At 72.6% G+C, this 21,372-nt stretch carries 22 protein-coding genes; 11 read left to right on the forward strand and 11 right to left on the reverse strand.

The annotated features are described in order from the left end of the window. Positions 1-2,943: a hypothetical protein gene (locus ACFY7C_RS27410; RefSeq protein WP_389655273.1), complete on the forward strand. Its 2,943-nt coding sequence runs from the start codon at positions 1-3 to the stop codon at positions 2,941-2,943. A 75-nt stretch (positions 2,944-3,018) separates the two neighbouring features. Here ACFY7C_RS27410 and ACFY7C_RS27415 read toward each other — a convergent pair whose 3' ends face one another. Together ACFY7C_RS27415 and ACFY7C_RS27420 are read right to left on the reverse strand one after the other, a co-directional pair. Continuing rightward, a complete protein-coding gene (locus tag ACFY7C_RS27415; protein WP_389655275.1) occupies positions 3,019-4,887 on the reverse strand; it encodes a serine/threonine-protein kinase in 1,869 nt (622 codons plus the stop codon). Positions 4,888-4,975: 88 nt separating this feature from the next. Continuing rightward, complete coding sequence (locus ACFY7C_RS27420) at positions 4,976-6,457, reverse strand: substrate-binding domain-containing protein (RefSeq protein ID WP_389655277.1); 1,482 nt, start codon at positions 6,455-6,457, stop codon at positions 4,976-4,978. 144 nt (positions 6,458-6,601) lie between these two features. Here ACFY7C_RS27420 and ACFY7C_RS27425 point away from each other — a divergent pair, with 144 nt between their 5' ends. After that, entirely contained in the window at positions 6,602-7,555 is a 954-nt protein-coding gene (locus tag ACFY7C_RS27425) for an NADP-dependent oxidoreductase (RefSeq protein ID WP_389655279.1), read from the forward strand. On the opposite strand, the gene ACFY7C_RS27430 is transcribed toward ACFY7C_RS27425, so the two are convergent. Further along, positions 7,539-8,093: a MarR family transcriptional regulator gene (locus ACFY7C_RS27430; protein ID WP_389655281.1), complete on the reverse strand. Its 555-nt coding sequence runs from the start codon at positions 8,091-8,093 to the stop codon at positions 7,539-7,541. The two genes, ACFY7C_RS27425 and ACFY7C_RS27430, sit on opposite strands and share 17 nt — an antisense overlap. 96 nt (positions 8,094-8,189) lie before the next feature. Between ACFY7C_RS27430 and ACFY7C_RS27435 the strand changes: the two genes are divergently transcribed. Together ACFY7C_RS27435 and ACFY7C_RS27440 are read left to right on the forward strand one after the other, a co-directional pair. After that, positions 8,190-8,669: a MarR family winged helix-turn-helix transcriptional regulator gene (locus tag ACFY7C_RS27435; RefSeq protein WP_389655283.1), complete on the forward strand. Its 480-nt coding sequence runs from the start codon at positions 8,190-8,192 to the stop codon at positions 8,667-8,669. Positions 8,670-8,776: 107 nt separating this feature from the next. Beyond that, positions 8,777-9,667 (forward strand): glycoside hydrolase family 19 protein, encoded by an 891-nt coding sequence (locus ACFY7C_RS27440; protein ID WP_389655285.1) that lies wholly within the window; start codon positions 8,777-8,779, stop codon positions 9,665-9,667. Between the two features lie 10 nt (positions 9,668-9,677). Here ACFY7C_RS27440 and ACFY7C_RS27445 read toward each other — a convergent pair whose 3' ends face one another. After that, the gene (locus tag ACFY7C_RS27445) at positions 9,678-9,875 is read right to left on the reverse strand and encodes a DUF397 domain-containing protein (RefSeq protein ID WP_389655287.1); all 198 of its coding nucleotides are present in this window, start codon (positions 9,873-9,875) and stop codon (positions 9,678-9,680) included. Then, complete coding sequence (locus tag ACFY7C_RS27450) at positions 9,872-10,708, reverse strand: helix-turn-helix transcriptional regulator (RefSeq protein WP_389655289.1); 837 nt, start codon at positions 10,706-10,708, stop codon at positions 9,872-9,874. The genes ACFY7C_RS27445 and ACFY7C_RS27450 overlap by 4 nt, the downstream gene beginning before the upstream one ends. Positions 10,709-10,944: 236 nt before the next feature. Between ACFY7C_RS27450 and ACFY7C_RS27455 the strand changes: the two genes are divergently transcribed. Further along, on the forward strand, positions 10,945-11,280 hold the full coding sequence (locus ACFY7C_RS27455; protein ID WP_389655291.1) for a hypothetical protein: 336 nt from the start codon (positions 10,945-10,947) through the stop codon (positions 11,278-11,280). A 6-nt stretch (positions 11,281-11,286) separates the two neighbouring features. Here ACFY7C_RS27455 and ACFY7C_RS27460 read toward each other — a convergent pair whose 3' ends face one another. The 3 genes from ACFY7C_RS27460 to ACFY7C_RS27470 all read right to left on the reverse strand — a co-directional run bounded on the left by ACFY7C_RS27460 (position 11,287) and on the right by ACFY7C_RS27470 (position 13,426). Then, positions 11,287-12,150 carry a glycosyltransferase family 8 protein gene (locus tag ACFY7C_RS27460; RefSeq protein WP_389655293.1) on the reverse strand — a complete coding sequence of 288 codons (864 nt, stop codon included), beginning with the start codon at positions 12,148-12,150 and terminating at the stop codon, positions 11,287-11,289. Between the two features lie 102 nt (positions 12,151-12,252). Next, the gene (locus ACFY7C_RS27465; protein ID WP_389655295.1) at positions 12,253-12,780 is read right to left on the reverse strand and encodes a MarR family winged helix-turn-helix transcriptional regulator; all 528 of its coding nucleotides are present in this window, start codon (positions 12,778-12,780) and stop codon (positions 12,253-12,255) included. 4 nt (positions 12,781-12,784) lie between these two features. Further along, positions 12,785-13,426, reverse strand: coding sequence for a DJ-1/PfpI family protein (locus ACFY7C_RS27470; protein WP_389655297.1), 642 nt, complete (start codon positions 13,424-13,426; stop codon positions 12,785-12,787). 184 nt (positions 13,427-13,610) lie between these two features. Here ACFY7C_RS27470 and ACFY7C_RS27475 point away from each other — a divergent pair, with 184 nt between their 5' ends. The 3 genes from ACFY7C_RS27475 to ACFY7C_RS27485 all read left to right on the forward strand — a co-directional run bounded on the left by ACFY7C_RS27475 (position 13,611) and on the right by ACFY7C_RS27485 (position 16,655). Then, on the forward strand, positions 13,611-14,972 hold the full coding sequence (locus tag ACFY7C_RS27475; protein WP_389655299.1) for an aspartate aminotransferase family protein: 1,362 nt from the start codon (positions 13,611-13,613) through the stop codon (positions 14,970-14,972). Between the two features lie 141 nt (positions 14,973-15,113). Then, positions 15,114-15,842: a GntR family transcriptional regulator gene (locus ACFY7C_RS27480; protein WP_389655301.1), complete on the forward strand. Its 729-nt coding sequence runs from the start codon at positions 15,114-15,116 to the stop codon at positions 15,840-15,842. Positions 15,843-16,001: 159 nt separating this feature from the next. Beyond that, the gene (locus ACFY7C_RS27485; protein WP_389655303.1) at positions 16,002-16,655 is read left to right on the forward strand and encodes a hypothetical protein; all 654 of its coding nucleotides are present in this window, start codon (positions 16,002-16,004) and stop codon (positions 16,653-16,655) included. 136 nt (positions 16,656-16,791) lie between these two features. On the opposite strand, the gene ACFY7C_RS27490 is transcribed toward ACFY7C_RS27485, so the two are convergent. After that, positions 16,792-17,556, reverse strand: coding sequence for an SLATT domain-containing protein (locus tag ACFY7C_RS27490; protein ID WP_389655678.1), 765 nt, complete (start codon positions 17,554-17,556; stop codon positions 16,792-16,794). Positions 17,557-17,816: 260 nt separating this feature from the next. Between ACFY7C_RS27490 and ACFY7C_RS27495 the strand changes: the two genes are divergently transcribed. The 3 genes from ACFY7C_RS27495 (at position 17,817) to ACFY7C_RS27505 (ending at position 19,572) form a co-directional block, all read left to right on the forward strand. Beyond that, complete coding sequence (locus ACFY7C_RS27495; RefSeq protein ID WP_389655305.1) at positions 17,817-18,152, forward strand: YbaB/EbfC family nucleoid-associated protein; 336 nt, start codon at positions 17,817-17,819, stop codon at positions 18,150-18,152. Positions 18,153-18,259: 107 nt separating this feature from the next. Next, entirely contained in the window at positions 18,260-18,859 is a 600-nt protein-coding gene (gene recR, locus ACFY7C_RS27500; RefSeq protein WP_132915978.1) for a recombination mediator RecR, read from the forward strand. Between the two features lie 50 nt (positions 18,860-18,909). Then, complete coding sequence (locus ACFY7C_RS27505; protein ID WP_389655307.1) at positions 18,910-19,572, forward strand: DUF5063 domain-containing protein; 663 nt, start codon at positions 18,910-18,912, stop codon at positions 19,570-19,572. Positions 19,573-19,656: 84 nt separating this feature from the next. Here ACFY7C_RS27505 and ACFY7C_RS27510 read toward each other — a convergent pair whose 3' ends face one another. Together ACFY7C_RS27510 and ACFY7C_RS27515 are read right to left on the reverse strand one after the other, a co-directional pair. Beyond that, a complete protein-coding gene (locus tag ACFY7C_RS27510; protein WP_389655309.1) occupies positions 19,657-20,484 on the reverse strand; it encodes an amino acid ABC transporter ATP-binding protein in 828 nt (275 codons plus the stop codon). After that, a complete protein-coding gene (locus ACFY7C_RS27515) occupies positions 20,481-21,302 on the reverse strand; it encodes an amino acid ABC transporter permease (RefSeq protein WP_389655679.1) in 822 nt (273 codons plus the stop codon). Before ACFY7C_RS27515 ends, ACFY7C_RS27510 begins: the two co-directional genes overlap by 4 nt. Positions 21,303-21,372: the final 70 nt, after the last annotated feature.

Here is a 21,372-nt window from a genome sequence, read left to right on the forward strand (position 1 = left end):
ATGCCCACCGCACCCCACCCCCAGAGCACGGACGAGCTGTACCAGGCGCTCCACGAGAACGACCAGCGCCCCTACGGCCGCACCCGCACCATCACCGCCGAGGAACTCGTCGAGGCCGCCGAGCAGTTCGAGGAGACCGTCCCGCTCGTCCACGCGCTCCTCGAACTCCAGGAGGCGTACACCTACGGCTCCGAGCCCCGGAAGTCGCCCGTCGTCTTCGCCCGCCTGCTCACCCTCTTCGACGAGCAGCCCGACGCCTTCGACGAGCGGCTGCGCCACCTGCTGTTCTGGCGCTTCAAGTGGGTCGCCAACGCCCTGCGGGCGCTGCCCGAGATCCCGCTGACCAGCCTGCGCCAGTGGCTGACGGAGATGCGCGAGCGCTACGAGAAGGCCGGGCTCGGCCTCCAGCCCTACTACGGCCAGGCGTACCAGCTCGCCGCCCACACGGGCGAGGACACCACGCCCGCCTACGAGCTGTGGGCGGGCCGCACCCGCACCCGGCTGAGCGACTGCGAGGCCTGCGAGATCTGCGAGCGCGCCCGCCACCACCTCGCGGCGGGCGACGACGAACGGGCGCTGCGCACCTGGGAGCCCGTGCTGGCCGGCAAGGAGTCCTGCCAGGAGGAGCCCGCCCGCTCCGTCTCGTACGCGCTGCTGCCGCTGCTGCGCACCGGCCGCACCGACCAGGCCCGCGAGATGCACCTCGCCGGCTACCGCGCCTGCCGCCGCAACCCCTCGATGTCCGGGGAGGTCGGCCGGCACCTGGAGTTCTGCGCGCTGACCGGCAACGAGGCACGCGGCCTGGAACTGCTCGCCGAGAACCGGAGCCTCTTCGACGAGGTCGACTCGCCGCTGGACCAGCTCGACTTCCTCACCGGCGTGGAGGTCCTCCTCCGGCGCGTCGAGTCCCTCGGCCACGGCGAACTGCCCGCCGCCGGATACGCGGGCCGCACCTGGACGGTGGCCGGCCTGCGCGCCGAGGTGCGCGGCCGCGCCGACGACCTCGCCGCCCGCTTCGACGCCCGCAACGGCACCACGGCCCACGCCGACCGCCGCCGTGCCCGTCTCGACCGCGCCCCGCTCCTGGACGCGCTGGAACTGACCCTGCGCACCCGCGGCCTCGACGAGGTGGCCCCGGCCGCCCCGGTCGCCTCCCCCGCCTCCCGTGCGGCTGCCGCCGTCCCCGAGTCGCTGCCCGAGCTCATCGTGCGGGCGCGGGAACTGGACGAGCAGGGACACCCGGACGCGCACGCCTGCTGGACGCGGCTGCGGACGCTCGCCGCCGCACGCGACTACGCCCATCCCGACGACCCGGCCGTGGGCCCGCTCGTACGGCTGCGTGCCGACCTGCTCGACGACGAGGCCGGCCTGGCGGGGGAGAAGGAGGAGTACGCCGAGGCCGCCGCCCTCCACGAGGACGCCGCGGCCCTGTACGACGACGCCGGCCTGCCGGGACACGCGGCGCTCGCCCGCGCCTGCGCCCTGGTGGCCTCCGCCGAGCTCCGAGCGGAGGGCGCCGAGGACGCGGACGCGGCCAAGGCCGCCGCGATGACCGCCGCCCACGAGGCCATCGTCCGCCTCCAGGAGGAGACCTCCGGCCTCACCCCGTACCAGGAGGCCCGCCTGCTGCGGCTGCGGGTGACCGCGCTCGCCCTGCGCCTGCAGACCTCGCGCCGTGAGGAGGACGTCGCGCCGGTCTTCGCCGAGGTGGACCTGATGCACGCCTTCGCCACCCGGCACGACGTCGTCGGGCAGATCTCCAGCGCCCTGCGGATGCGCGCCAGCACGTACGCCCTCTCCGGTGACCTGCCCGCCGCGGTCACCGAGATCGACGCACTCCTCGACCGGCTCAGGGAGCACGGGCCCGCCTGGCACCTGCCGCACGCGCTCGGACTGCGCGGCCGGCTCCAGCTCGGCCTGCGGGACGCGCAGGCCGCGTACGCGGACCTGGCCGAGGCCCTGCGCCTGGCCGCCGACTGGCCGGCCGACGCGATGGACACCGGCCGCCTCCACGGCGATCTGGCCGAGGCCTGCATACACCTGGGCCGCCCCGAGGAGGCACTGCGGCACCTGACGCGCTCGGCGGAGGCGGACCTTCGCCGCGGCAGCCGTACGGACGCGTTCTGCACCTACAGCAACGCGGCCCAGCTCAGCCTGGACCTCGGCCGCGTCGAGGACTGCATCGCCCTGCTCGACTCCCTGCTGGCCGAGCCGGACGTCGCCGCCGGCGAACTGGACGACCGGCTCGTCGCCCAGCTGCGTCTGATCCGCGCCCGCGCGCTGAACGCGGGGGAGGACCTGAAGGCGGCCACGGCGGAGTTCGTCGCCCTCGCGGCCGAGTCGGCCGGCTGGGACGACGACCCGGGCAGCCACGCCATGATCGCCGGTGAGACGGCCGTCCTCCTCGGCGAGTCCGGTGACTTCGACCGGGCCCGCGAGGCCGCCGACCAGGCGATCGCCGCCCACGCCCGGGCCCCGCGCTACGAGCAGCTCAGCGGCTGCCTGCGCGAACTCGCCCGCCTCCAGGCCCAGCAGCAGGGCGCCGACGGCCTGCCGCAGGCCCTCGCCTTCCTCGCCGACGCGGGCAAGGTCGCCGACGAGGCCCGCGCCGCCGGTTACGAGGCCCACGGCCGCTCCCTGGACACCGCCCTGGCGTACGAGTACGGGCGGGTGAACGCCCACGCCGGCGCGTACGAGGACGCCCTGACCGCCCTGGAGAAGGCCCTCGCGCTGCTCGGCGAGCCCGGACCGGAGGACGACCGCGCCGGCGAGTGGGCCGAGTGCGTCCGTCTCGCGGCCGCCATGGAGGGCATCTACCTGGAACGCACCGCCCCCGCCCTGGCCCGCCTCGACGCGGCGGTCTCCCGCCTGACCGCCCTGGGCCGCACCGAGGAGTCCGAGCCGCTGACCGCCCTGGCGGCCCGGCTTCGCGACGAGGAGTGAGACGAGGATCGAGACGGCGGATCACGGAGGGCCGGGGCCCGGCGCCCCGGCCCCCGTGATCCTGACGACATCCCCCTAGTCCCGGACGTACTCGCCCGGCTCCCCGTCCGCCGACATGCCGTACAGGTGGAGCAGTTCCTTGCCCTTGTAGCGGACGATGCGGAAGTTGCCGGAGCCGTTCTCGGCGCAGTCCGGGTCCCAGACGTCCGGGTCGCGGGTCTCCGGGCCGATGACGAGGAGGGAGCCCGCGCCGGCGACGACGGCGGTGGAGGCGCAGCTGATGTCCTCGGACGTCGGATTGCCCTCGTTGTCCGTACGCGGGTAGGACTGCTCGAAGCGGACCAGGGGCGCGCCGATCGGGCCCTGGTTGATGGTGACCCGGTAGACGTAGCGGTCGACCATGTCCGGCGGGATCGCGTGCAGCGGGGTCTGCTTCCAGGAGCCGACGAGCGCGGCGGGGACGACGTTCGCGCCTGCCTTGACCCGCTGGAAAGTGCTCTTGGCGACGCCCGAGGTCCATTCGACGACATCGGTGGACCGCAGCCGGAGGGTCTGCCGGGCGGCCGGGGTGCAGCGCTGGGCGGGGACGGACTCGGTGATCTCGGCCTCGCCGAGGACCAGTTCGCTGTCGGTGGCGGAGAGCAGCACGGCCCGGCCGATGCACATCCGCTCGCCGGTGACGTGGGTGTAGACGGCCGTCCTGGCGCCCGCCGCGCCCTGGGAGATCTCGATCCGGCTGGTCTCGTACGGGTGGTTCGCCGTGCCGCGCAGGACGCCTTCCCAGGCGCCGAGGAACGCGTCGGGGACGATTCCCGGAGCCGGCCGGGCGGAGGTGGAGCCGGTGGTGCCGCGCCCCTTGTCCTGCTGCCCGTCGGCGCCGCCGCCGGAGCCTCCGAACCAGCCGGGCCACACGGTGTACGCGAGGCCCGCCGCGGCGGCCACGGCGAGGGCCGTGACGGCGGCCACCAGGCCCGTACGGCGGCGCCGCGGCCCGCTCTCGCGGGTCGCCGGCAGGGGGGTCGCCGGCGTGGGGTCGCCGGCCTGGTCGGGCGCGCCGTTCTCGGCCTCCAGGAGCCGGGCGGCATGGCGGCCGAGCCGGGCGAGGACATCGGCGGGCAGCCACGGGTCGGTGACCTGGAGGGTGTCGACCAGCTCGGTGGCCGAGGGCCGCGCCGCCGGGTCCTTGGCGAGGCAGGCCCGGATGAGACCGGCCAGTTCGGGCGCGAGCCCGGTCAGGTCGGGCTCGTCGTGGGCGATGCGGAACATCGTGGCGTGGACACCGCTGTCGGACCCGCCGAACGGGGAACGTCCGGTCGCCGCGTACGCCAGGACCGAACCCAGGCAGAACACGTCCGACGCGGGCGTCAGCTTCTCGCCGCGCACCTGCTCGGGGGACATGAAGCCGGGCGAGCCGACGACCGCCCCGGTGCTGGTGAGACCGCCGTCGGTGACGGTGTCGACGGCGCGGGCGATGCCGAAGTCGATGATCTGCGGGCCGTCGACGGTCAGCAGCACGTTGGACGGCTTCAGGTCGCGGTGGACCAGGCCCGAGCTGTGGATGTGGGTGAGCGCGCGGGCGAGGCCGGAGGCGAGGGTGCGCACGCTGGCGGGCGGCAGCGGCCCGTACTCGTCGTTGACGACGGTGCGCAGGGACGGCCCGGGGACGTATCCGACGGCGACCCAGGGGAGTTCGGCGTCGGTGTCCGCGCCGAGCACCGGCGCGGTGCCGGTGCCGCCGACCCGCTCCAGCGCGGCCACCTCGCGGGCGAACCGGCGCCGGAACTCGTCCTGGGCGGCCAGCTCCGGGTGCACGACCTTCACGGCGACGGCACGGCCGCCCGCCGACCGGGCCAGGTACACCCGGCCCATGCCGCCCACGCCGAGCCGGCCGAGCAGCCGGAACGGACCGATGGTGACCGGGTCTTCCGCGTTCAAGGGATCCACGTCGCAAGAGGATGCCAGACGCGCTGTCCGAGGGGACCGGGCGTCCGGCGACCGATCGACCGGAGGCCGGCCGTCCGGTGACCGGGCCTCATCCCTCGCCGCAGATCCTCAGCCCTCTGGGGGTGGAGCAGGGCAGATGGCCGTGGGTGGAGATGACGGCCTGGCCGGCGCCCCGACTGAGGTAGGTGAGGAAGCTGGAGGTCAGTGAGTCGGCGGGCGGCTGACCCCAGGTGTAGGCGTACTCGATCTCCCGGTACGGGTAGGGGGAGGCGCCGATCTCGTCGAGATTTGGCCGGCGGCCGTCGACGGCGATCCGGTGCAGGCCCGCGAGGCCGGTGCCGGAGCGCAGTTCGGTGTAGCCGAGGGCGCCGGGCAGGGCGGCGACCATGGACAGGACCTGTTCGGTGCTGTCGAGTTCGCAGCGCACCACCCGGGCCCCGGGGTCGTCCTTGTGGGCGCAGTCGCGGGAGGAGTGGGCGGGTTCGTTGCGGCCGAGGACCCGGCGCTGGAAGACCTCGCGGGTGCCGGAGTTGGCGTCGCGGCTGACCAGCCGGACGGGCAGGTCGGGGCCGCCGAGGGCACGCCAGTTGGTGATGTCGCCGGAGTAGAGGCGGCGGACCTGCTCCAGGGTGAGGTTCTCCAGCGGGACGGCGTCGTTGAGCACGAGGGTGTACAGGGAGACGGCGACCATGTTCTCCCGCAGCTGCGGGTGGCCGCCGGGCTTGCGGCCGTCGGAGAGGGCGATGAGGGCGGGGGAGCCGTGGGCGGTCTCGGCACCCCGCGCGGCGAGCTCCCGTATGCCGGCGGCGGAGCCGTGGGCGTCGACGACGACGGTGGCGCCCTCGCAGTCCTTCTCGTACTGCCGGGCGAGGTCGCGGACGACGGGGGCGAACGCGGTCGATCCGGTGACGGTCAGGGTGCCCTGGGCGCAGCCCATGGGCGGCGGGGCGTCGTCGCCGGCCACGATGATCGAGGCGAGGGCGATGACGCAGGCGGTGAGGGCGACGGTGACGGCGCGGGCGGCGCGGCTGAAGGTGGGCGGCTTGTCGTCGAAGGTCGTGCTGTGGTTGACGTGGATGTCGCCGTCGCGGATCTCGCCGGTGACGGTGACCGGGCTGCCGACCGGGCCGCCGGTGAGCAGGGCCAGCAGTTTGAAGTACTGGCCGCGGTTGAGCGGCACCTTGGGCAGCCGGATCTCGGAGCCGTGCTGGCTGGGCGTGGCGGTGCCGAAGGGGGCGTGGGTGACGGCCGCGGCCCGTACGGTCCGGCCGGCGAAGGCGACCGTCAGGCCGTGGCTCTCCCCGTTGTAGTCCTCCCGGCCGATCGAGACGCCGCCGTCGTTCTCGATCCGCAGCAGGACGAGGGTGGCGTCCGCCATGTTCGGTTGCTCGTTGAACAGCCCCAGGCGGGCGTCGTCCCGTTCACCCACCGGGGTGTCCAGCTGGATCCGGTAACCGATCCGCTTGCGGCGCGGTATCCGGCGCTCGATCACGAGCACGGCGAGGGTGACGGCCACACCGAGCAGCGCGGTGAGGACGGCGATGACGTTCTCGGGGCTGACCCAGTCCACGATCGCCACCGTACGGACGTGTGTGCGGTCCGGTGCGGGAGCCGGCACACCGCCACCTGGAGTTCCGTCTTCCGTCATCTGTTGCCGGGGGTCGCGGGCCTGGGTGTAATGGCCCCGAGGGGGCTGCCGCAGGAGGAGAACCCCATGCGTGTCGTCGAAGTGACCGCCTACGGCGGACCCGAGGTGCTGAGGATGGCCCGCCGCCCCGAGCCCGAGGCCGGGGACATGCCGGGCCGTGTCCGGGTGAGGCTGAACGCGGCCGGTGTCACCATCGCGGACCTCAGGATCCGCGCCGGCCTGTACGTCCACGAGACCGGCGATCTGCGACCCCCCTTCGTCCTGGGCACGGACTTCGCCGGCCGGCTCCTCGACCCTGCCCCCGGCCCCGAGGGCAGCCTCCCCGCCGGCACCCGGGTGGCGGGCTTCATCCCCTGGCTCCGGGAGCTGACCGGCCACGGCACCTACACCGAGGTCGCCCAGGTCGACCCCGAGTGGCTGGCACCGATCCCGGACGACGTGGACTTCACCGCGGCCGCCTCCGTCCCCCTCGCCGCCGTCACCGCCCGCCAGGCCCTGGACCGGCTGTTGCTGCCCGCCGGGTCGACGCTGCTCGTCACCGGCGCCAGCGGCGTCGTGGGCCGCTTCGCGGTCCAGTTCGCGGCGGCGGCAGGCCTGGACGTGGTGGCCGTCGCCTACGAGGGCGACGAGAGCGAGCTGAAGGTCCTCGGCGCCAAGCACTGCGTCACCCGCGGCGAACCGGCCGAGGTGCTCGCGAACATCCTCGAACACGCCCCGCAACGGGTGGACGGCGTCTTCGACGGGGCCCTGATCGGCCCGCCGATGCTGGCCTCGGTGAAGGACGGCGGCGTCTTCGTCGCCCTCGCCCCGGACCGCGCCCCCACCCCCGAGCGGGACATCCGCGTCGAGACCGTCCTCGCCGAGCCCGACCCCCGCGCCCTGAAGGACATCCTCCAGAAGGTCGCGGACCGGGAGCTCATCACCCGGGTGGCCGACGTCATGCCCCTGGAAGAGGTCGCCGAGGCCCACCGCCGCGCGGAGGCGGGGCGCCGCCCCGGCCGGATCATCCTGATGATCTGAGACCCGTCTGCGCCGCGAGCTCCGCGTCGGCGCGCTCGGTGACGAGGGCGAGGACGCGGCCGGCGGCGGCCAGGTCCTCCTCCGGTATCCCGCCCCAGACCCGGGCCGTGACGGGAGCGATCTCCGCCCCGACGGCGGCGGTCAGCTCTCGTCCCGCCTCCGTGGCGCGAACGTGGGTGCCGTCCGCCACGAGCAGCCGCCTGGTCAGCAGCTCGTCGAGCGTGGTGCGGACAGCGGCCGGATCCGCCTTGAGGGACGCCCGGAGCTGGGCGACGAGCTCCTCCTCCGTCTGCGGGGCGTCGGCGGTGACGGCGGCGCGCAGGGTCAGCTGCTGCTGGAAGGTGAGGCCGTGCCGCGCCAGGACCCGTTCGAGCACGCCCCGGGCCGCGTAGTGGGCCAGCCCCAGGAGGCGCGAGTCGGCGCGGGGCGCGGACGCGGGGCCGGAAGGGAGGGTGGAAGCGGGCGAGGGCGCGAGCGCGGGCGTGGGCGTGGGGGCGGAAGCGGTGGCGGTCGGGGCGAGGGTGCTGATCTCGGACATGCTCGTTCACTCCTCTAACGTTCACTCGCCTAACGTTCGTGGCACTAACGACGTTAGATCGTTCGGGCCACTAACGCAAGAGGTAATCTGCACGGCATGAGCGAGACCTCCGACCGGCCCGAGCGCCCCGCGACGCACGACGCGGACGAGCGGCAGGCCCCCGACCGCCTCCGCGGTCTGCCCAGCCGTCTGCTCGCCCTGGCCTCCGCCCGTGCCGACCGCATGGTGAGCGAGCGCCTCGCCGCCGAGGACGCCCGCAAGTGGCACTACGCGGTGCTGGTGTCCCTCGACGAGCACGGCCCCGCGAGCCAGGCCGGCCTCAGCCGCAGCACCGGCATCTACCGCAGCGACCTCGTGTCGGTCATCAACGAGCTGGAGGAGCGGGGCCATGTCGCCCGCACCCCTGACCCCGACGACCGGCGTCGCAATGTCGTCACCCTCACCCCACAGGGCCGCAAGCGCCTCAAGCGCCTCGACAAGGTCCTCGCCGACGCGCAGAACGACCTGATGGAGCCGCTCTCGGTCGCCGAACGGGCCCTGCTCGTCGGCCTGTTGGAGCGTGTGCTGACCCGCTGAGCGGAAGAGGTCCGGAGCGGTCCGGACGGATTCCGTCCGGTCCAGACCATTGACAGGTTCAGACCAATCGCGCTTCGCTGGCCTTCCCCCACCGGAAGGACGAGCGCATGCTGCGACGTCTGCTCACAGTCCTCGCCGCGATCTGTACGGTCGTCGGCCTCGCCGTACTCCTCCCCACCGCACAGGCGGGCGCCGCCCCCGCCTGTGTCGCCGCCTGGAACTCCTCCAGCGTCTACACCGGCGGCATGACCGCCTCGTACAACGGCCGCAACTGGTACGCCAAGTGGTGGACCCAGAACGAGCGCCCCGGCTCCGCCGACGTCTGGCGCGACGAGGGCGCCTGCGGCGGTGGCGGCACCACCCCGCCGCCCACGCCGTCCGGATTCGTCGTCTCCGAGGCCCAGTTCAACCAGATGTTCCCGAGCCGGAACTCCTTCTACACGTACGCCGGCCTCACCGCCGCCCTCGGCGCGTACCCCGGCTTCGCCACCACCGGCAGCGACACCGTGAAGAAGCAGGAGGCCGCCGCCTTCCTCGCCAACGTCCACCACGAGACCGGCGGCCTCGTCCACGTCGTCGAGCAGAACACCGCCAACTACCCGCACTACTGCGACGCCACCCAGCCCTACGGCTGCCCCGCCGGCCAGGCCGCCTACTACGGCCGCGGGCCCATCCAGCTCTCCTGGAACTTCAACTACAAGGCGGCGGGCGACGCCCTCGGCATCAACCTGCTGAACGACCCCTACCGCGTCGAGCGCGAGCCGGCCGTCGCCTGGAAGACCGGCCTCTGGTACTGGAACACCCAGAACGGCCCCGGCACCATGACCGCCCACAACGCCATGGTCAACGGCGCCGGCTTCGGCGAGACCATCCGCTCGATCAACGGCGCCCTGGAATGCAACGGCGGCAACCCGGCCCAGGTGCAGAGCCGGGTCACCAAGTACCAGCAGTTCACCCAGATCCTGGGCGTCCCCACCGGTTCGAACCTCTACTGCTAGACCGGGCCGGTCAGCCCTGCCAGGCGACGAACGAGGACCACGCGGACGGCTCGACGACGAACGTCGGGCCGTCCTGCACCTTGGAGTCACGGACGTGGACGGCGTCGCCGCTCTTCAAGGACTTGTGCCGGGCGAAGGCGACCTCGACACATTCGCCGCCGCCACTGTCGCTGTAGCTGGACTTGAACCAGTGCAGGGTGTCGCTCATCTCTGTACTCCCGCCAACCGTTCGATGAGACCCAGTGACTCGCGCGGACTCAGGGCCTGTGCCCGGATCTTCGCATACCGCTGTACATGTGCACTGACCTTCGTACGGTCGGTGACGAGCACGCTCTCACCCTGGATCTCCAGGTAGGTCACGAGGTCGTGCTCGTGTGTCTCGATGACGGTCAGGTTGCCTCGGTCACCCGCGTACTCGCCACCCAGTGCTGCCCTCAGGGGCAGCACTTGCAGGTTTACGTTCCTCCGCCGTGCGCAGTCTGCCAAGTACATCAGCTGCTCACGCATGAGCTCCTCACTTGCGATCGGCCGCAGAAGAACGGACTCATCGAGTACGAGCTCGACCTCGCACGTCGGCTTCCGGTCGAACAGCTTCTTCCGCGCCATCCGGCCTACGACCAGCTCCTCGACCCGCTCCGGCGTCGGCTCCGGATAGCCGCCCGCGATCAACGCCCGCGCGTACTCCTCCGTCTGGAACAGGCCGTGGACGACGTGCGTGGCGTACAACCACAGCGCCACCGCCTTCTGCTCGATCGGCGCGTACTTCCGGAACTGTTCCGGCAGCCTCTCCAGTCGTACGAGCTCCCGCAGCTCCTCGAACACGCCCGTCCCGTCCCCCAGCACCTCCTCCAGCTTCACCAGCATCTCGTCGCTCACCGGCTGCGCCAGCGTCTCCATCGCGCTCACCGCCGCGCCGCTGTAACCCATGCGCGCCCCCAACTGCTCCTGAGTGAGCCCTGCGCGCTGGCGCATTCGTTTTGCCAGCACCGCTGCCATGCGCGCCGCAGGGCCTGCCGTTTCCTTGTTTTCCGATCGCGCCATTCGCGTCCCCATTCGGACTCAACCGATCTCAACCGGTCTCAACTGCTCCCCGCCGAATTCGACCGCGTGCCAGGCGCATTGACGCAGGTCAACGGGTTGCCGACGCGCCCCCGCAGTCGTGGAAAACGCTAGCGTCGACGCGGGAACATGTCCCTGTGAATGCCTCAAAACCTGAGCGGAATGCGTCCTCGTGTGATTGGATTCCCCATTCCGGTTTCCAGCTCCGCAAGGCCGGAGTGCAATTCGACGCCATCCGCGTCGACGGAGACGACGGCCGCCGCCTCGCCGAGTGGATGTCGGTTCTGACCGGGGGCGAGCCCGGGCCCGTCGTCGTGGAGGAGAACGGGCGGCGGGGGGTCTACTTCCTCCTCCCGCCCGGTACGACGGCGCACCGGTCGTGGCCCCGTGGGGTGACCCGGTTCAATGCCGGTCCCGCCCATGTGAGTTACGTGCCGGTGCCCGCGCTGACGGGCAAGACCTGGCCGCTCGCCTGGCGCTTCCCTCCGACCGCCCCTGACCGCTTCGTCCATCCGCTGCTGCTGCGCAGTGCCGTGAGGGAGCTGCTGCCTTGACGGTCGTCAGGCAGGGAGTTCCGTCGCCCAGGCCGTCCGGCGCAGGTACGTCGCATAGGCGGCCTGGCAGTGCGGTGCCCAGGTGACGTCGGTGACCCAGGGCTTGTCGGGGCCGAGGAAGTGGATGATCCGGGGGTCGGCCTTGTGATGGGCGGCGAGGAGCTCCTCCTCGACCGGGCAGTTCCATTCCCTCGGGAACTCGGTCCAGGCGCCGCCGCTGACCGCGTTGAGCGCTTCCTGGTCGGCGAAGCGCATGGCGGGGTGGCTCCGCGCGTAGTGCAGGGCGCGCTCGCGGATGCGCGCGGTCCGCCAGCGGTCGAGGTCGATGACCATGACGCCGGCGTTGAAGTACTTGGTGCTCGCCGGGAGTCCGAGGTCGCGGTAGTCCGGCACGCCCAGTTCCGAGGAGACGTAAGGGATTCCCTTGTCCTGCGCGGCGGCGAACGGCTGCCCTCCGAGGCCGATCCGCCACAGCGGGGACAGGTCACGGAGCACGAGGATGTCGGCGTCGAGGTAGATCAGGCGCCGGTAGGAGGAGGGGAGGAGCTCGGGGAGGAACCAGCGGCCGTAGACGTTGCGGTTGAGGTGGAGCACGAACTCGTGGTCCGAGAGGGGGAGTCCGTCGAGGTTCTCGCGGGGGAGCGGGACGAAGCGGACCCGCGTGCCCGGCGGCCAGGAGGCGAGGACGCGGGCGCGGGTGGGCGCGGTGATGCCGAGGTCGAGGACCACGATCTCCAGGGGTGCGGTACCGGCGTAGTGGTCGATGAGCGACCGGCCCGCGACGGCCATCGGCAGCGCGTACGCCTCGTCCACCGCGAAGCCCACGCAGGTCCGCTCCCGCCGGGTCGCCCCGTCGTCGTCGCCTGCCATCCGGCCTCCCCCGGGGTGTCCGTACGGTAGGGCAGACGGGCAGACTAGGCGCTCGCCGCCGGGCGGACAGCGACGGATCCGGCCAGCTTTGGCCAAAGCCCCTCAGGGGGCCGGCGGTCGTTCCTCGCCGATCGCCTCCAGCGCCTCCGTCGCCTCCAGCGTGTCCCTTTCCTTCAGCGTGTCCCTTTCCTCCAGCGCGTCCATCGCCTCCGAGAGCCGTTCCAGCACCCGTACGGTCTCGTCGAAGGCGTCCTGGCCGCCGAGTTCCCGCATGAGGCGGGCGGCCAGTTCCGCGTGGCCCGGGTCGATCCGCCCGATCGCGGCGCGGCCGGCCTCGGTCGGGGCGAGGAGCTTGGCGCGGCGGTGGGCCGGGTTCGGCTCGTAGACGGCCAGCCCGTCCCGTACGAGCAGGTCGGCGACGCGCTGGACGCTCTGGCGGGTGATGCCCATGACGCGGGCGATCCCGGCGACCGGCAGCGGCTCGCGCAGCACCGCACCCAGGACCTGCCACCGGGCGGCGGTCAGGCCGGCCGGCCCGGCCAGCCTCTCGGAGACGGCGAGGAACTGACCGCCCAGGCGGAAGACACCCAGCGCGGTCCGGGACAGCGCCTCCTGCTGCTCGCGGCTCATGCGGTCACTCCTCGTCCGCGTCGAGCTCGGCGAAGGCCGCCGGATCGGAGTCGTGGAAGAGGCGGTACCAGGCGTCCCGCTTGCCCTCGTACGCGCCGAGACGGGCGAAGATCTCGCGGGCGAAGGCGACCGGCTCGGTCGGGCCGGCGGTGATCAGGTCGCCGTCCCTGACGGCGTCGGCCTCCGCGTACCGCTCGCCGCCCTTGTAGCCGGTGGCGGCCAGGTAGAAGGAGGCGGCGCTCGTGTGGGGGCGGTCGTCGAGCAGGCCCTCCTTGGCGAGTCCCGCGGTGGCGCCGCAGATCGCGGCGACGGGGACGCCGGCGTCGAGGAAGGCGCGGGCCTTGGCGGTGAAGGGCGCGAGCTCGTCGCCCTCGTCGTACTTCTCGGCGCCGGGGAGGATCAGCAGCGCGCTGTCCTCGGGGTCGAGCTCGGCGAGGGAGAGGTCCGGGACGATCCGGATGCCGGCGATGGTCGTGACGGGCTCCCCGGCGGCCGGGCCGACGGTCCGGACGGTGTAGCCGGCGCGGGCGAGCCAGGCGGTGGCGTGGCCCGTCTCCCAGTCGGCGAGGGTGTCGTAGACGGCGAGATGGACGGTCGTACGGGCGTCGGTGGTGCGGGTGTCGGTGGTGCGGGCGGTGCTGGTCATGGCGGCCTCCCAGGCTCCGGGGGGACGGGGACCTCGCCCCTATGACAGAAGGCTGTCATGTCGACAGCATGCTGTCAATAGTTCCGGGAATGCGGCGGGGGAGTGCAAGATGTCGGGTCCGCCGCCGTCTCGGTGGACAAGATGGTCATGGCCGCTCCCACCTGCGCATACCTACGCTCGACGCATGACCCCTCATGTCGAGCCCGACCCCCAGGCCGGTGCGGCCGTCAAAGCCGCAGACCGTGCGCACGTCTTCCACTCCTGGTCCGCCCAGGGCCTGATCGACCCGCTCGCCGTCGCCGGCGCCGAGGGTTCGTACTTCTGGGACTACGACGGGAACCGCTACCTCGACTTCACCAGCGGCCTCGTCTACACCAACATCGGCTACCAGCACCCCAAGGTCGTCGCCGCCATCCAGGAGCAGGCCGGGAAGCTCGCGACCTTCGCGCCCGCCTTCGCCGTGGACGTCCGCTCCGAGGCCGCACGCCTCATCGCCGAGCGGACCCCCGGCGACCTGAACAAGATCTTCTTCACCAACGGCGGTGCCGAGGCCGTCGAGAACGCCGTCCGCATGGCCCGGCTGCACACGGGCCGTACGAAGCTGCTCTCCGCCTACCGCTCGTACCACGGCGCCACCTCCACCGCGATCAACCTCACCGGCGACCCGCGCCGCTGGGCCTCCGACACCGCCTCCGCCGGCGTCGTGCACTTCTGGGCGCCGTTCCTCTACCGCTCGCCGTTCTACGCCACCACCGAGGCGGAGGAGAGCGCCCGGGCCCTCCAGCACCTCGAGGACACCATCGCCTTCGAGGGCCCGCAGACGATCGCCGCGATCATCCTGGAGACCGTCCCCGGCACCGCCGGCATCATGACCCCGCCGCCCGGCTACCTCGCCGGCGTGCGCGAGATCTGCGACAAGTACGGCATCGTCTTCATCCTCGACGAGGTCATGGCGGGCTTCGGACGCACCGGCAGGTGGTTCGCCTCCGAGCACTTCGACGTCGTGCCCGACCTGATGACCTTCGCCAAGGGCGTCAACTCCGGTTACGTGCCGCTCGGCGGCGTCGCCATCAGCGAGGAGATCGCCGCCACCTTCGACAAGCGGCCCTACCCGGGCGGACTGACCTACTCCGGTCACCCGCTGGCCTGCGCCGCCGCCGTCGCCACCATCCAGGTGATGGAGGACGAGAAGGTCGTCGAGCACGCCGCCCACATCGGCGAGACCGTCCTCGGGCCCGGCCTGCGCGAGCTCGCCGAGCGCCACCCGTCGGTCGGGGAGGTGCGCGGCCTCGGGGTCTTCTGGGCACTCGACCTGGTCAGGAACAAGGAGACCCGCGAGCCGCTCGTCCCGTACAACGCGGCGGGCGAGGCCAACGCGCCCATGGCGGCCTTCGCCGCCGAGGCGAAGAAGAACGGCCTGTGGCCCTTCGTGAACATGAACCGCACCCACGCCGTCCCCGCCTGCAACGTCAGCGAGGCGGAGGCCAAGGAGGGCCTCGCCGCCCTCGACGCGGCGCTCACGGTGGCGGACCGGCACACGGTCTGACGCCCGCCGTCCACACCCACACCCTGCACGGGGGCCCGTACGGCGGCCCTGTACGGCGTTCCTGTGCGGCGGGTGACGTGATCGGCCCTCTCCGTGGTCTCGACTAGGGTGTCCGGGAACCGGACGGAGGGGGTCGAACACATGCCCGCGAGCGGAGCTGTCACCCGCAACACCCTGCGCCGGCAGATCGCGGACGCGCTCCGTGACGAGGTCCTCGCGGGGCGTCTCCAGCCCGGCGAGGAATTCACCGTCAAGCAGATCGCCGAGCAGTACGGGGTGTCCGCGACACCCGTGCGCGAGGCCCTCGTCGACCTCTGCGCCCAAGGACTCCTCGACTCCGACCAGCACCGCGGCTTCCGCGTCCACCAGTTCTCGGTCGACGACTACCGGGGCATGGTCGAGGCCCGCATGCTCGTCGTGGACGGCATCTTCCGCCACCACGCCCCGCGCACCACGCCACCGCCCCCGCAGGCCCCGCCGGGCGCCGATCCCGCCGATCCCGACGTCTCCGTCGGGGTCGCGCTGGTGTCGATACGGCGCCGGGGCGAGGCGGCCGCCCGCGCGGCCCGGGCCGGCGATCTGGACATCCTCATCGGCTACGACATCCGCTACTGGCGCGAGCTCGGCCGGCTGGTCTCCGCCAACGACTACATCGCCGACTTCCTGCACCGGCTGCGGGTCCAGGCCTGGGTGTTCTCCGTTCCCTACCTGCGCTCCGACCGCGATCTGCTCGGCTGGCTCTGGAGCGGCCACGTCGATCTGGTGGACGCGATCACCCGCGGCGACGCGGAGGGCGCCGTCGCGGTCGTACGGGAGTACAACGCGCGGTCGCTGGAGTGGGCGGACCGGCTGGACGCCCGCGCGGGTTGAGCCGGGTCGAGCCAGGCGCGAGGGCGGGTTGAGGCGGCCCTTCCGGGGGCAGTCCCCTCGTACCCGTCCCCCCGGACGGCGCGGCCGGACTAATCTGGCCGTCCCCACGAACGATGATCCCGCGGCCGACCCGCGCAACTGACGGAGAGCGAGCGTCCCTTGGCCTGTGACCTGTGGCTGGTCCCCCTCGTCGACGTGCTGTGCCACAGCCCCGACAACCCCTTCGCCGAAGAGATCGCCTCCTACGACCACGCCCTGACCGCGGCCGGTCTGCCCACCGTGCCGGTCTACGCGTACATGCCAGGGCTCTCCGGGGACGTCGCCCCCGTCGCCGGCTTCGACTACGAGGCCCTGCACTTCCTGCGCCGCGCCTACCTGCTCCAGATGTGCGGGCTGCCCGTGGAGCCGGTCGGCGAGCTCGGCGGGGACTACGAGCAGCTCCTGGAGATGTTCGAGGCGACCGCCCAGCAGTCCCACCTGGTCTGGCACTACGACCACGCCGGTGCCTACGTGCCGGTCGACTTCCCCGTGCCGCTGTCCAACGACCAGCTCCTGGAGGGCGGCGGTCCGCTCGGCTCCTCGCACGGGCTGCTGCGCGAGCTGGAGTTCGTGGCGCCTTCGATCGGCATCGACCCGGCCAACCCGCCCGCCGCCCCGCGGCCCCCGGACCGGCCCACCGCCCTGGAGGAACCCGCCGCCCCGGTCCCGTACCAGGACGACAGCCCCTTCGCCCGGGAGCGCCACGTGTGGCTGGGCCTGCACGCGGCGGCGACCCGGAGCCTCGGCCAGGGCTCCATGATCATCCTGAGCTAGCCCAGCCCGCCCAGCCCGCCCAGCCCGCCCAGCCCGCCCAGCCCGCCCAGCCCGCCCAGCCCGCCCAGCCCGCCCCACTCGCCTCTACCGCCCCGACGGCCCCGCACGGCCGTCAGCGCGGCTGTCAGCATGGCCGTCAGCGCGGCTCCGGCGGGCGTTGGCGCGGCATGTTGGGCCGGGTGCCCGGCGGCAGCGGGAAGCGGCCCGAGGGGTGGCCGCTCTCGGGCCGGGCCGGCGTCGTGCCGACCGACTGCAGGGCCAGTGGCGCCGGCCCCGAGCGGAACTCGACCATCCAGTCCGCGGTCTCCGCCCGTACGAGCTCGGTCACGTCCTCCGAGAAGCGGCGCAGCACGCCCAGACAGCGCTCGGCGGCCTCGCTGGCCGTGCCCTCGGTGGGCCCGAGGACCTCGCGCACGCTCTCCGACGCCCAGTCGAACTGGAGCGCCTGGAGTCGCCGCTGCACCGCCTGGGCGGTGGCCATGTCCCTGATCCAGCCGGAGGTCAGGCCGAAGTAGCGGTCGCAGGCGAGGCAGGCGGCGCCGAGGAGCAGCGAGAGGTAGCCCCAGCCGGCCGTCCCCTCGGCGGCCCCGGTGAGGTCGAGCAGCGGCAGCGCGGCACCGGCGATCACCCCGAGGGCCGTGCCGACGCGCAGGATGCGGGCGCAGCGGCGCTTCCAGACGCGGTCGGACAGATACCACTCGGCGGTGCGCAGGGCGTTCGACTCGACCCAGCGGTAGAGCTCGTCGAGGCGTTCGGCGGGCTCGCCCCAGTCGCCCAGCGGGAAGGGCGACCCGGTCAGGTCGCGGTGGGCGGCCGGACGTCCGGGCTTCCCCGGGCCGCCGGGCTCCCCCGCGCGCCCGGGCGTTCCCGGGCCTTCGGGGTTCCCCGGCTGCGGCTGCATGTCCGGCTGCTGGCTCACCGGGGAACTCCTCTGTTCAGCTCAGCGCTCGTGTCCTTCTGTGACGTGCGGTGCACGTGGTGCCTGCCCTTCCTACCGCCGAATGGTGGGCTGTGGGCCCGGAATCCCGGGATTTCCGCCCGCAAGAGGGTGTTGATCAGGTAGAGGAGCACGCAGTTTCTCACTCGAAAGAGTTGTGTCGGCACCCCGGTCCGCGAGCACGTAGGCTCGGTTTACCGAGACACCGAACGTTTGGAGTGACCGTGATCCCCGGTGGTGGCCAGCCCAACATGCAGCAGCTCCTCCAGCAGGCCCAGAAGATGCAGCAGGACCTCGCCCGCGCCCAGGAGGAGCTCGCGGCGACCGAGGTCGAGGGGCAGGCGGGCGGCGGCCTGGTCAGGGCGACCGTCACCGGCTCCGGCGAGCTGCGCGGCCTGGTGATCGACCCCAAGGCGGTCGACCCGGAGGACACCGAGACGCTGGCCGATCTGATCGTGGCCGCCGTCCAGGCCGCCAACGACAACGCGCAGCAGCTGCAGCAGGCCAAGCTGGGCCCGCTGGCGCAGGGCCTCGGCGGCATGCCGGGCCTGGGCTTCTGACCCGTACGCCGTCTTCCGACCCGTACACCGTCTTCTGACCCGCACACCTTCTGCGGCTGGTTTCCAGCCACTACCGTAAGAATCAAGCACTCGCGAAGGGCGTTCCGTTGTACGAAGGCGTGGTTCAGGACCTCATCGACGAACTGGGCAGGCTGCCCGGCGTCGGTCCCAAGAGCGCCCAGCGGATCGCCTTCCACGTCCTCCAGGCCGAGCCGACCGACGTGCGGCGGCTCGCGCAGGCGCTCCTGGAGGTCAAGGAGAAGGTCAGGTTCTGCGCGGTCTGCGGGAACGTGGCCCAGCAGGAGCAGTGCAACATCTGCCGCGACCCGCGCCGGGACCTGACGGTCATCTGCGTGGTCGAAGAGCCGAAGGACGTCGTGGCGATCGAGCGGACCCGGGAGTTCCGCGGGCGCTACCACGTGCTCGGCGGAGCGATCAGCCCCATCGAGGGCGTCGGCCCGGACGACCTGCGCATCCGCGAGCTCCTCGCGCGCCTCGCGGACGGCACGGTCACGGAGCTGATCCTCGCCACCGACCCCAACCTGGAGGGCGAGGCCACCGCGACGTACCTGGCGCGGATGATCAAGCCCATGGGTCTGAAGGTGACCCGTCTGGCCAGCGGTCTGCCGGTCGGCGGTGACCTGGAGTACGCCGACGAGGTCACCCTGGGACGTGCCTTCGAGGGGCGGCGGCTGCTAGATGTATGACAACGACCGGGTCCGTGCGCGCGACGGCGCACTCGCAGGGAGGCTCCTCGATGTCTGATCCCACGCTGCACTCCATCACGCAGGATCCGGACGACTTCGCCGTCCAGATCGCGGACTCGATCGAGAGCTTCATCGTCGCGACGACCGAGGTCGCCAAGGGCGACGAGCCGGGCAGCGCCGTGCCCTTCCTGCTCCTGGAGCTCTCGCAGCTGCTGCTGGCGGGCGGGCGGCTCGGCGCGCACGAGGACTTCGTCCCCGAGGAGCAGTACGAGACCGACACCGGGCCCGACATGGACGTGGACGACCTGCGCGAGCGGTTCGCGGCACTCCTGGAGCCGGTGGACGTCTTCTCGGAGGTCTTCGACCCGTACGAGCCGCGCAAGGCGCCGGTCCCGGCCCGGATCTCCGACAACCTCGCCGACGTCATCACGGACCTGCGGCACGGCCTCGCCCACTACCGGGCGGGCCGGACGAGCGAGGCGCTGTGGTGGTGGCAGTTCTCCTACTTCTCCAACTGGGGCCCCACCGCCTCCGCCACCCTGCGCGCGCTGCAGTCCCTGATCGCCCACATCCGCCTCGACCAGCCGCTCGCCGAGCTCGACGGCCTGGACACGGACGAGGACCTCACGGAGGAGGACCTCGCGGAGGAGGCGGGGCGCGTGATGGCCCAGGAGATCGCGGGACCGCTGGGGCTGGTGCGCCGCAAGGTCTAGGTCCAGGCCCAGGCCCAGGCCCAGGTCTAGATCTCGGTCTCTGTCCAGGTCTCGGTCTCGGTCCAGGGGGACAGTCGTCGTCCCCTACAGCCGTCCCGCCTCCACGATGCGGCTCAGGAACCGGCGCGTCCGCTCGTGGGCGGGCGCGCCGAAGACGTCGGCCGAGGTGCCGCGCTCCAGGATCACGCCGTTCTCCAGGAAGCAGACCTGGTCGGCGACCTCCCGCGCGAAGCCCATCTCGTGGGTGGCGATGACCATCGTCATCCCCTCCTCCTTGAGGTCCCGCACCACGTTCAGGACCTCGCCGACCAGCTCCGGGTCGAGGGCCGCCGTCACCTCGTCGAGCAGCAGCAGGCGCGGCCGGCTCGCGAGGGCGCGGGCGATGGCGACGCGCTGCTGCTGGCCGCCGCTGAGCCGGTCCGGGTACTCGCCCGCCTTGTCGGCGAGCCCGAGCCGGTCGAGCAGCTCGCGGGCCCGCTCCTCGGCCTCCCGGCGCTCGGTGCGGTGGACGCGGCGCGGGGCGAGCGTGATGTTGTCGAGCACGCTCATGTGCGGGAAGAGGTTGTACGCCTGGAAGACGACGCCGATCCGGCGCCGTACGGCATCGGGGTCCGTGCGCGGGTCGGTGATCTCCTCGCCGTCGAGGAAGATCGCGCCGTCGTCGATCTCCTCCAGGAGGTTGGAGCAGCGCAGCAGCGTCGACTTGCCGGAGCCGGAGGCGCCGATGAGCACGGTGACGGTGTGCTGCGGGACCTCCAGGTCGACGTCCCGCAGGACGACGGTGGCGCCGGAGCCGGAGCCGGAGCCGGAGCCGGAGCCGGAGCCGGATCGGGATCCGTGCGCCTTGCCGTACGTCTTGCGGACCGACTCCAGGCGGAGCACCGGCGCCGTCGTGTCGTAGGTCTGCGTCATACCGTGCCTCCCTGCGACTGGCGCCGGTTCATGCGTGCCGTCACCCAGTCGGTGAACCGGGTCATGGGGATGGTGAGCAGGACGAACACCAGGCCCGCGACGACGTACGGCGTGTAGTTGAAGGTCTTGCCGGCCAGGATCTGCGCCGCGTACACGGCGTCGACCGCGCCCGCGATGGAGACCAGGCCGGTGTCCTTCTGGAGCGAGACCAGGTCGTTGAGGAGTGGCGGCACCACGCGTCGTACGGCCTGCGGCAGCACCACGAAGCGCATGGTCTGCGCGCTCGACAGGCCGAGCGAGCGGGCGGCTGCCCGCTGGCTGGGGTGGACGCTCTCGATGCCGGCCCGGAACACCTCGGCCATGTACGCCGAGTAGGTCAGCGACAGCGCGATGCCGCCGAGGACGACCGGATCGGTGGGCACGCCCTGGAGGCGCAGCGCGGGCAGGCCGAAGATCACCGCGAGCAGGCAGATGATGAGCGGCAGGCCGCGGAAGAAGTCGACGTACGCGGTGGCCAGGGCGCGCAGCGGGAAGAGCGCCGGGCCGCGCAGGGTGCGGGCGACGGCGAGGAGCAGGCCGAGGACGAGGGTGACGGCGCCGCAGACGAGGAGCAGGCGGAGGTTGAGCCACAGCCCGTCGAGGACCAGGGGGAGCGCTTGGCGCGCGTACTCCCCGTCGAAGAAGGTCTCCTTGGTGCGCGGCCAGCCGGGGGAGCCCGTGACGACGAGGTAGAGGACGGCCAGGGTGGCGAGGGTGCTGAGGGCGGCCACGGCCGTCGCGCGGCGGGTGCGGGAGCGCTTGTAGCGCTCGCGCTCGATCCGCCGCGCGGACGGCCGGTAGGCGTCGTCGTCCTCGCCCGGCGTGCTCGTCGGGCCCCCGGGTTCCCCG

The sequence above is a fragment of the Streptomyces sp. NPDC012769 genome, from assembly GCF_042901205.1.
Lineage (GTDB): Bacteria > Actinomycetota > Actinomycetes > Streptomycetales > Streptomycetaceae > Streptomyces.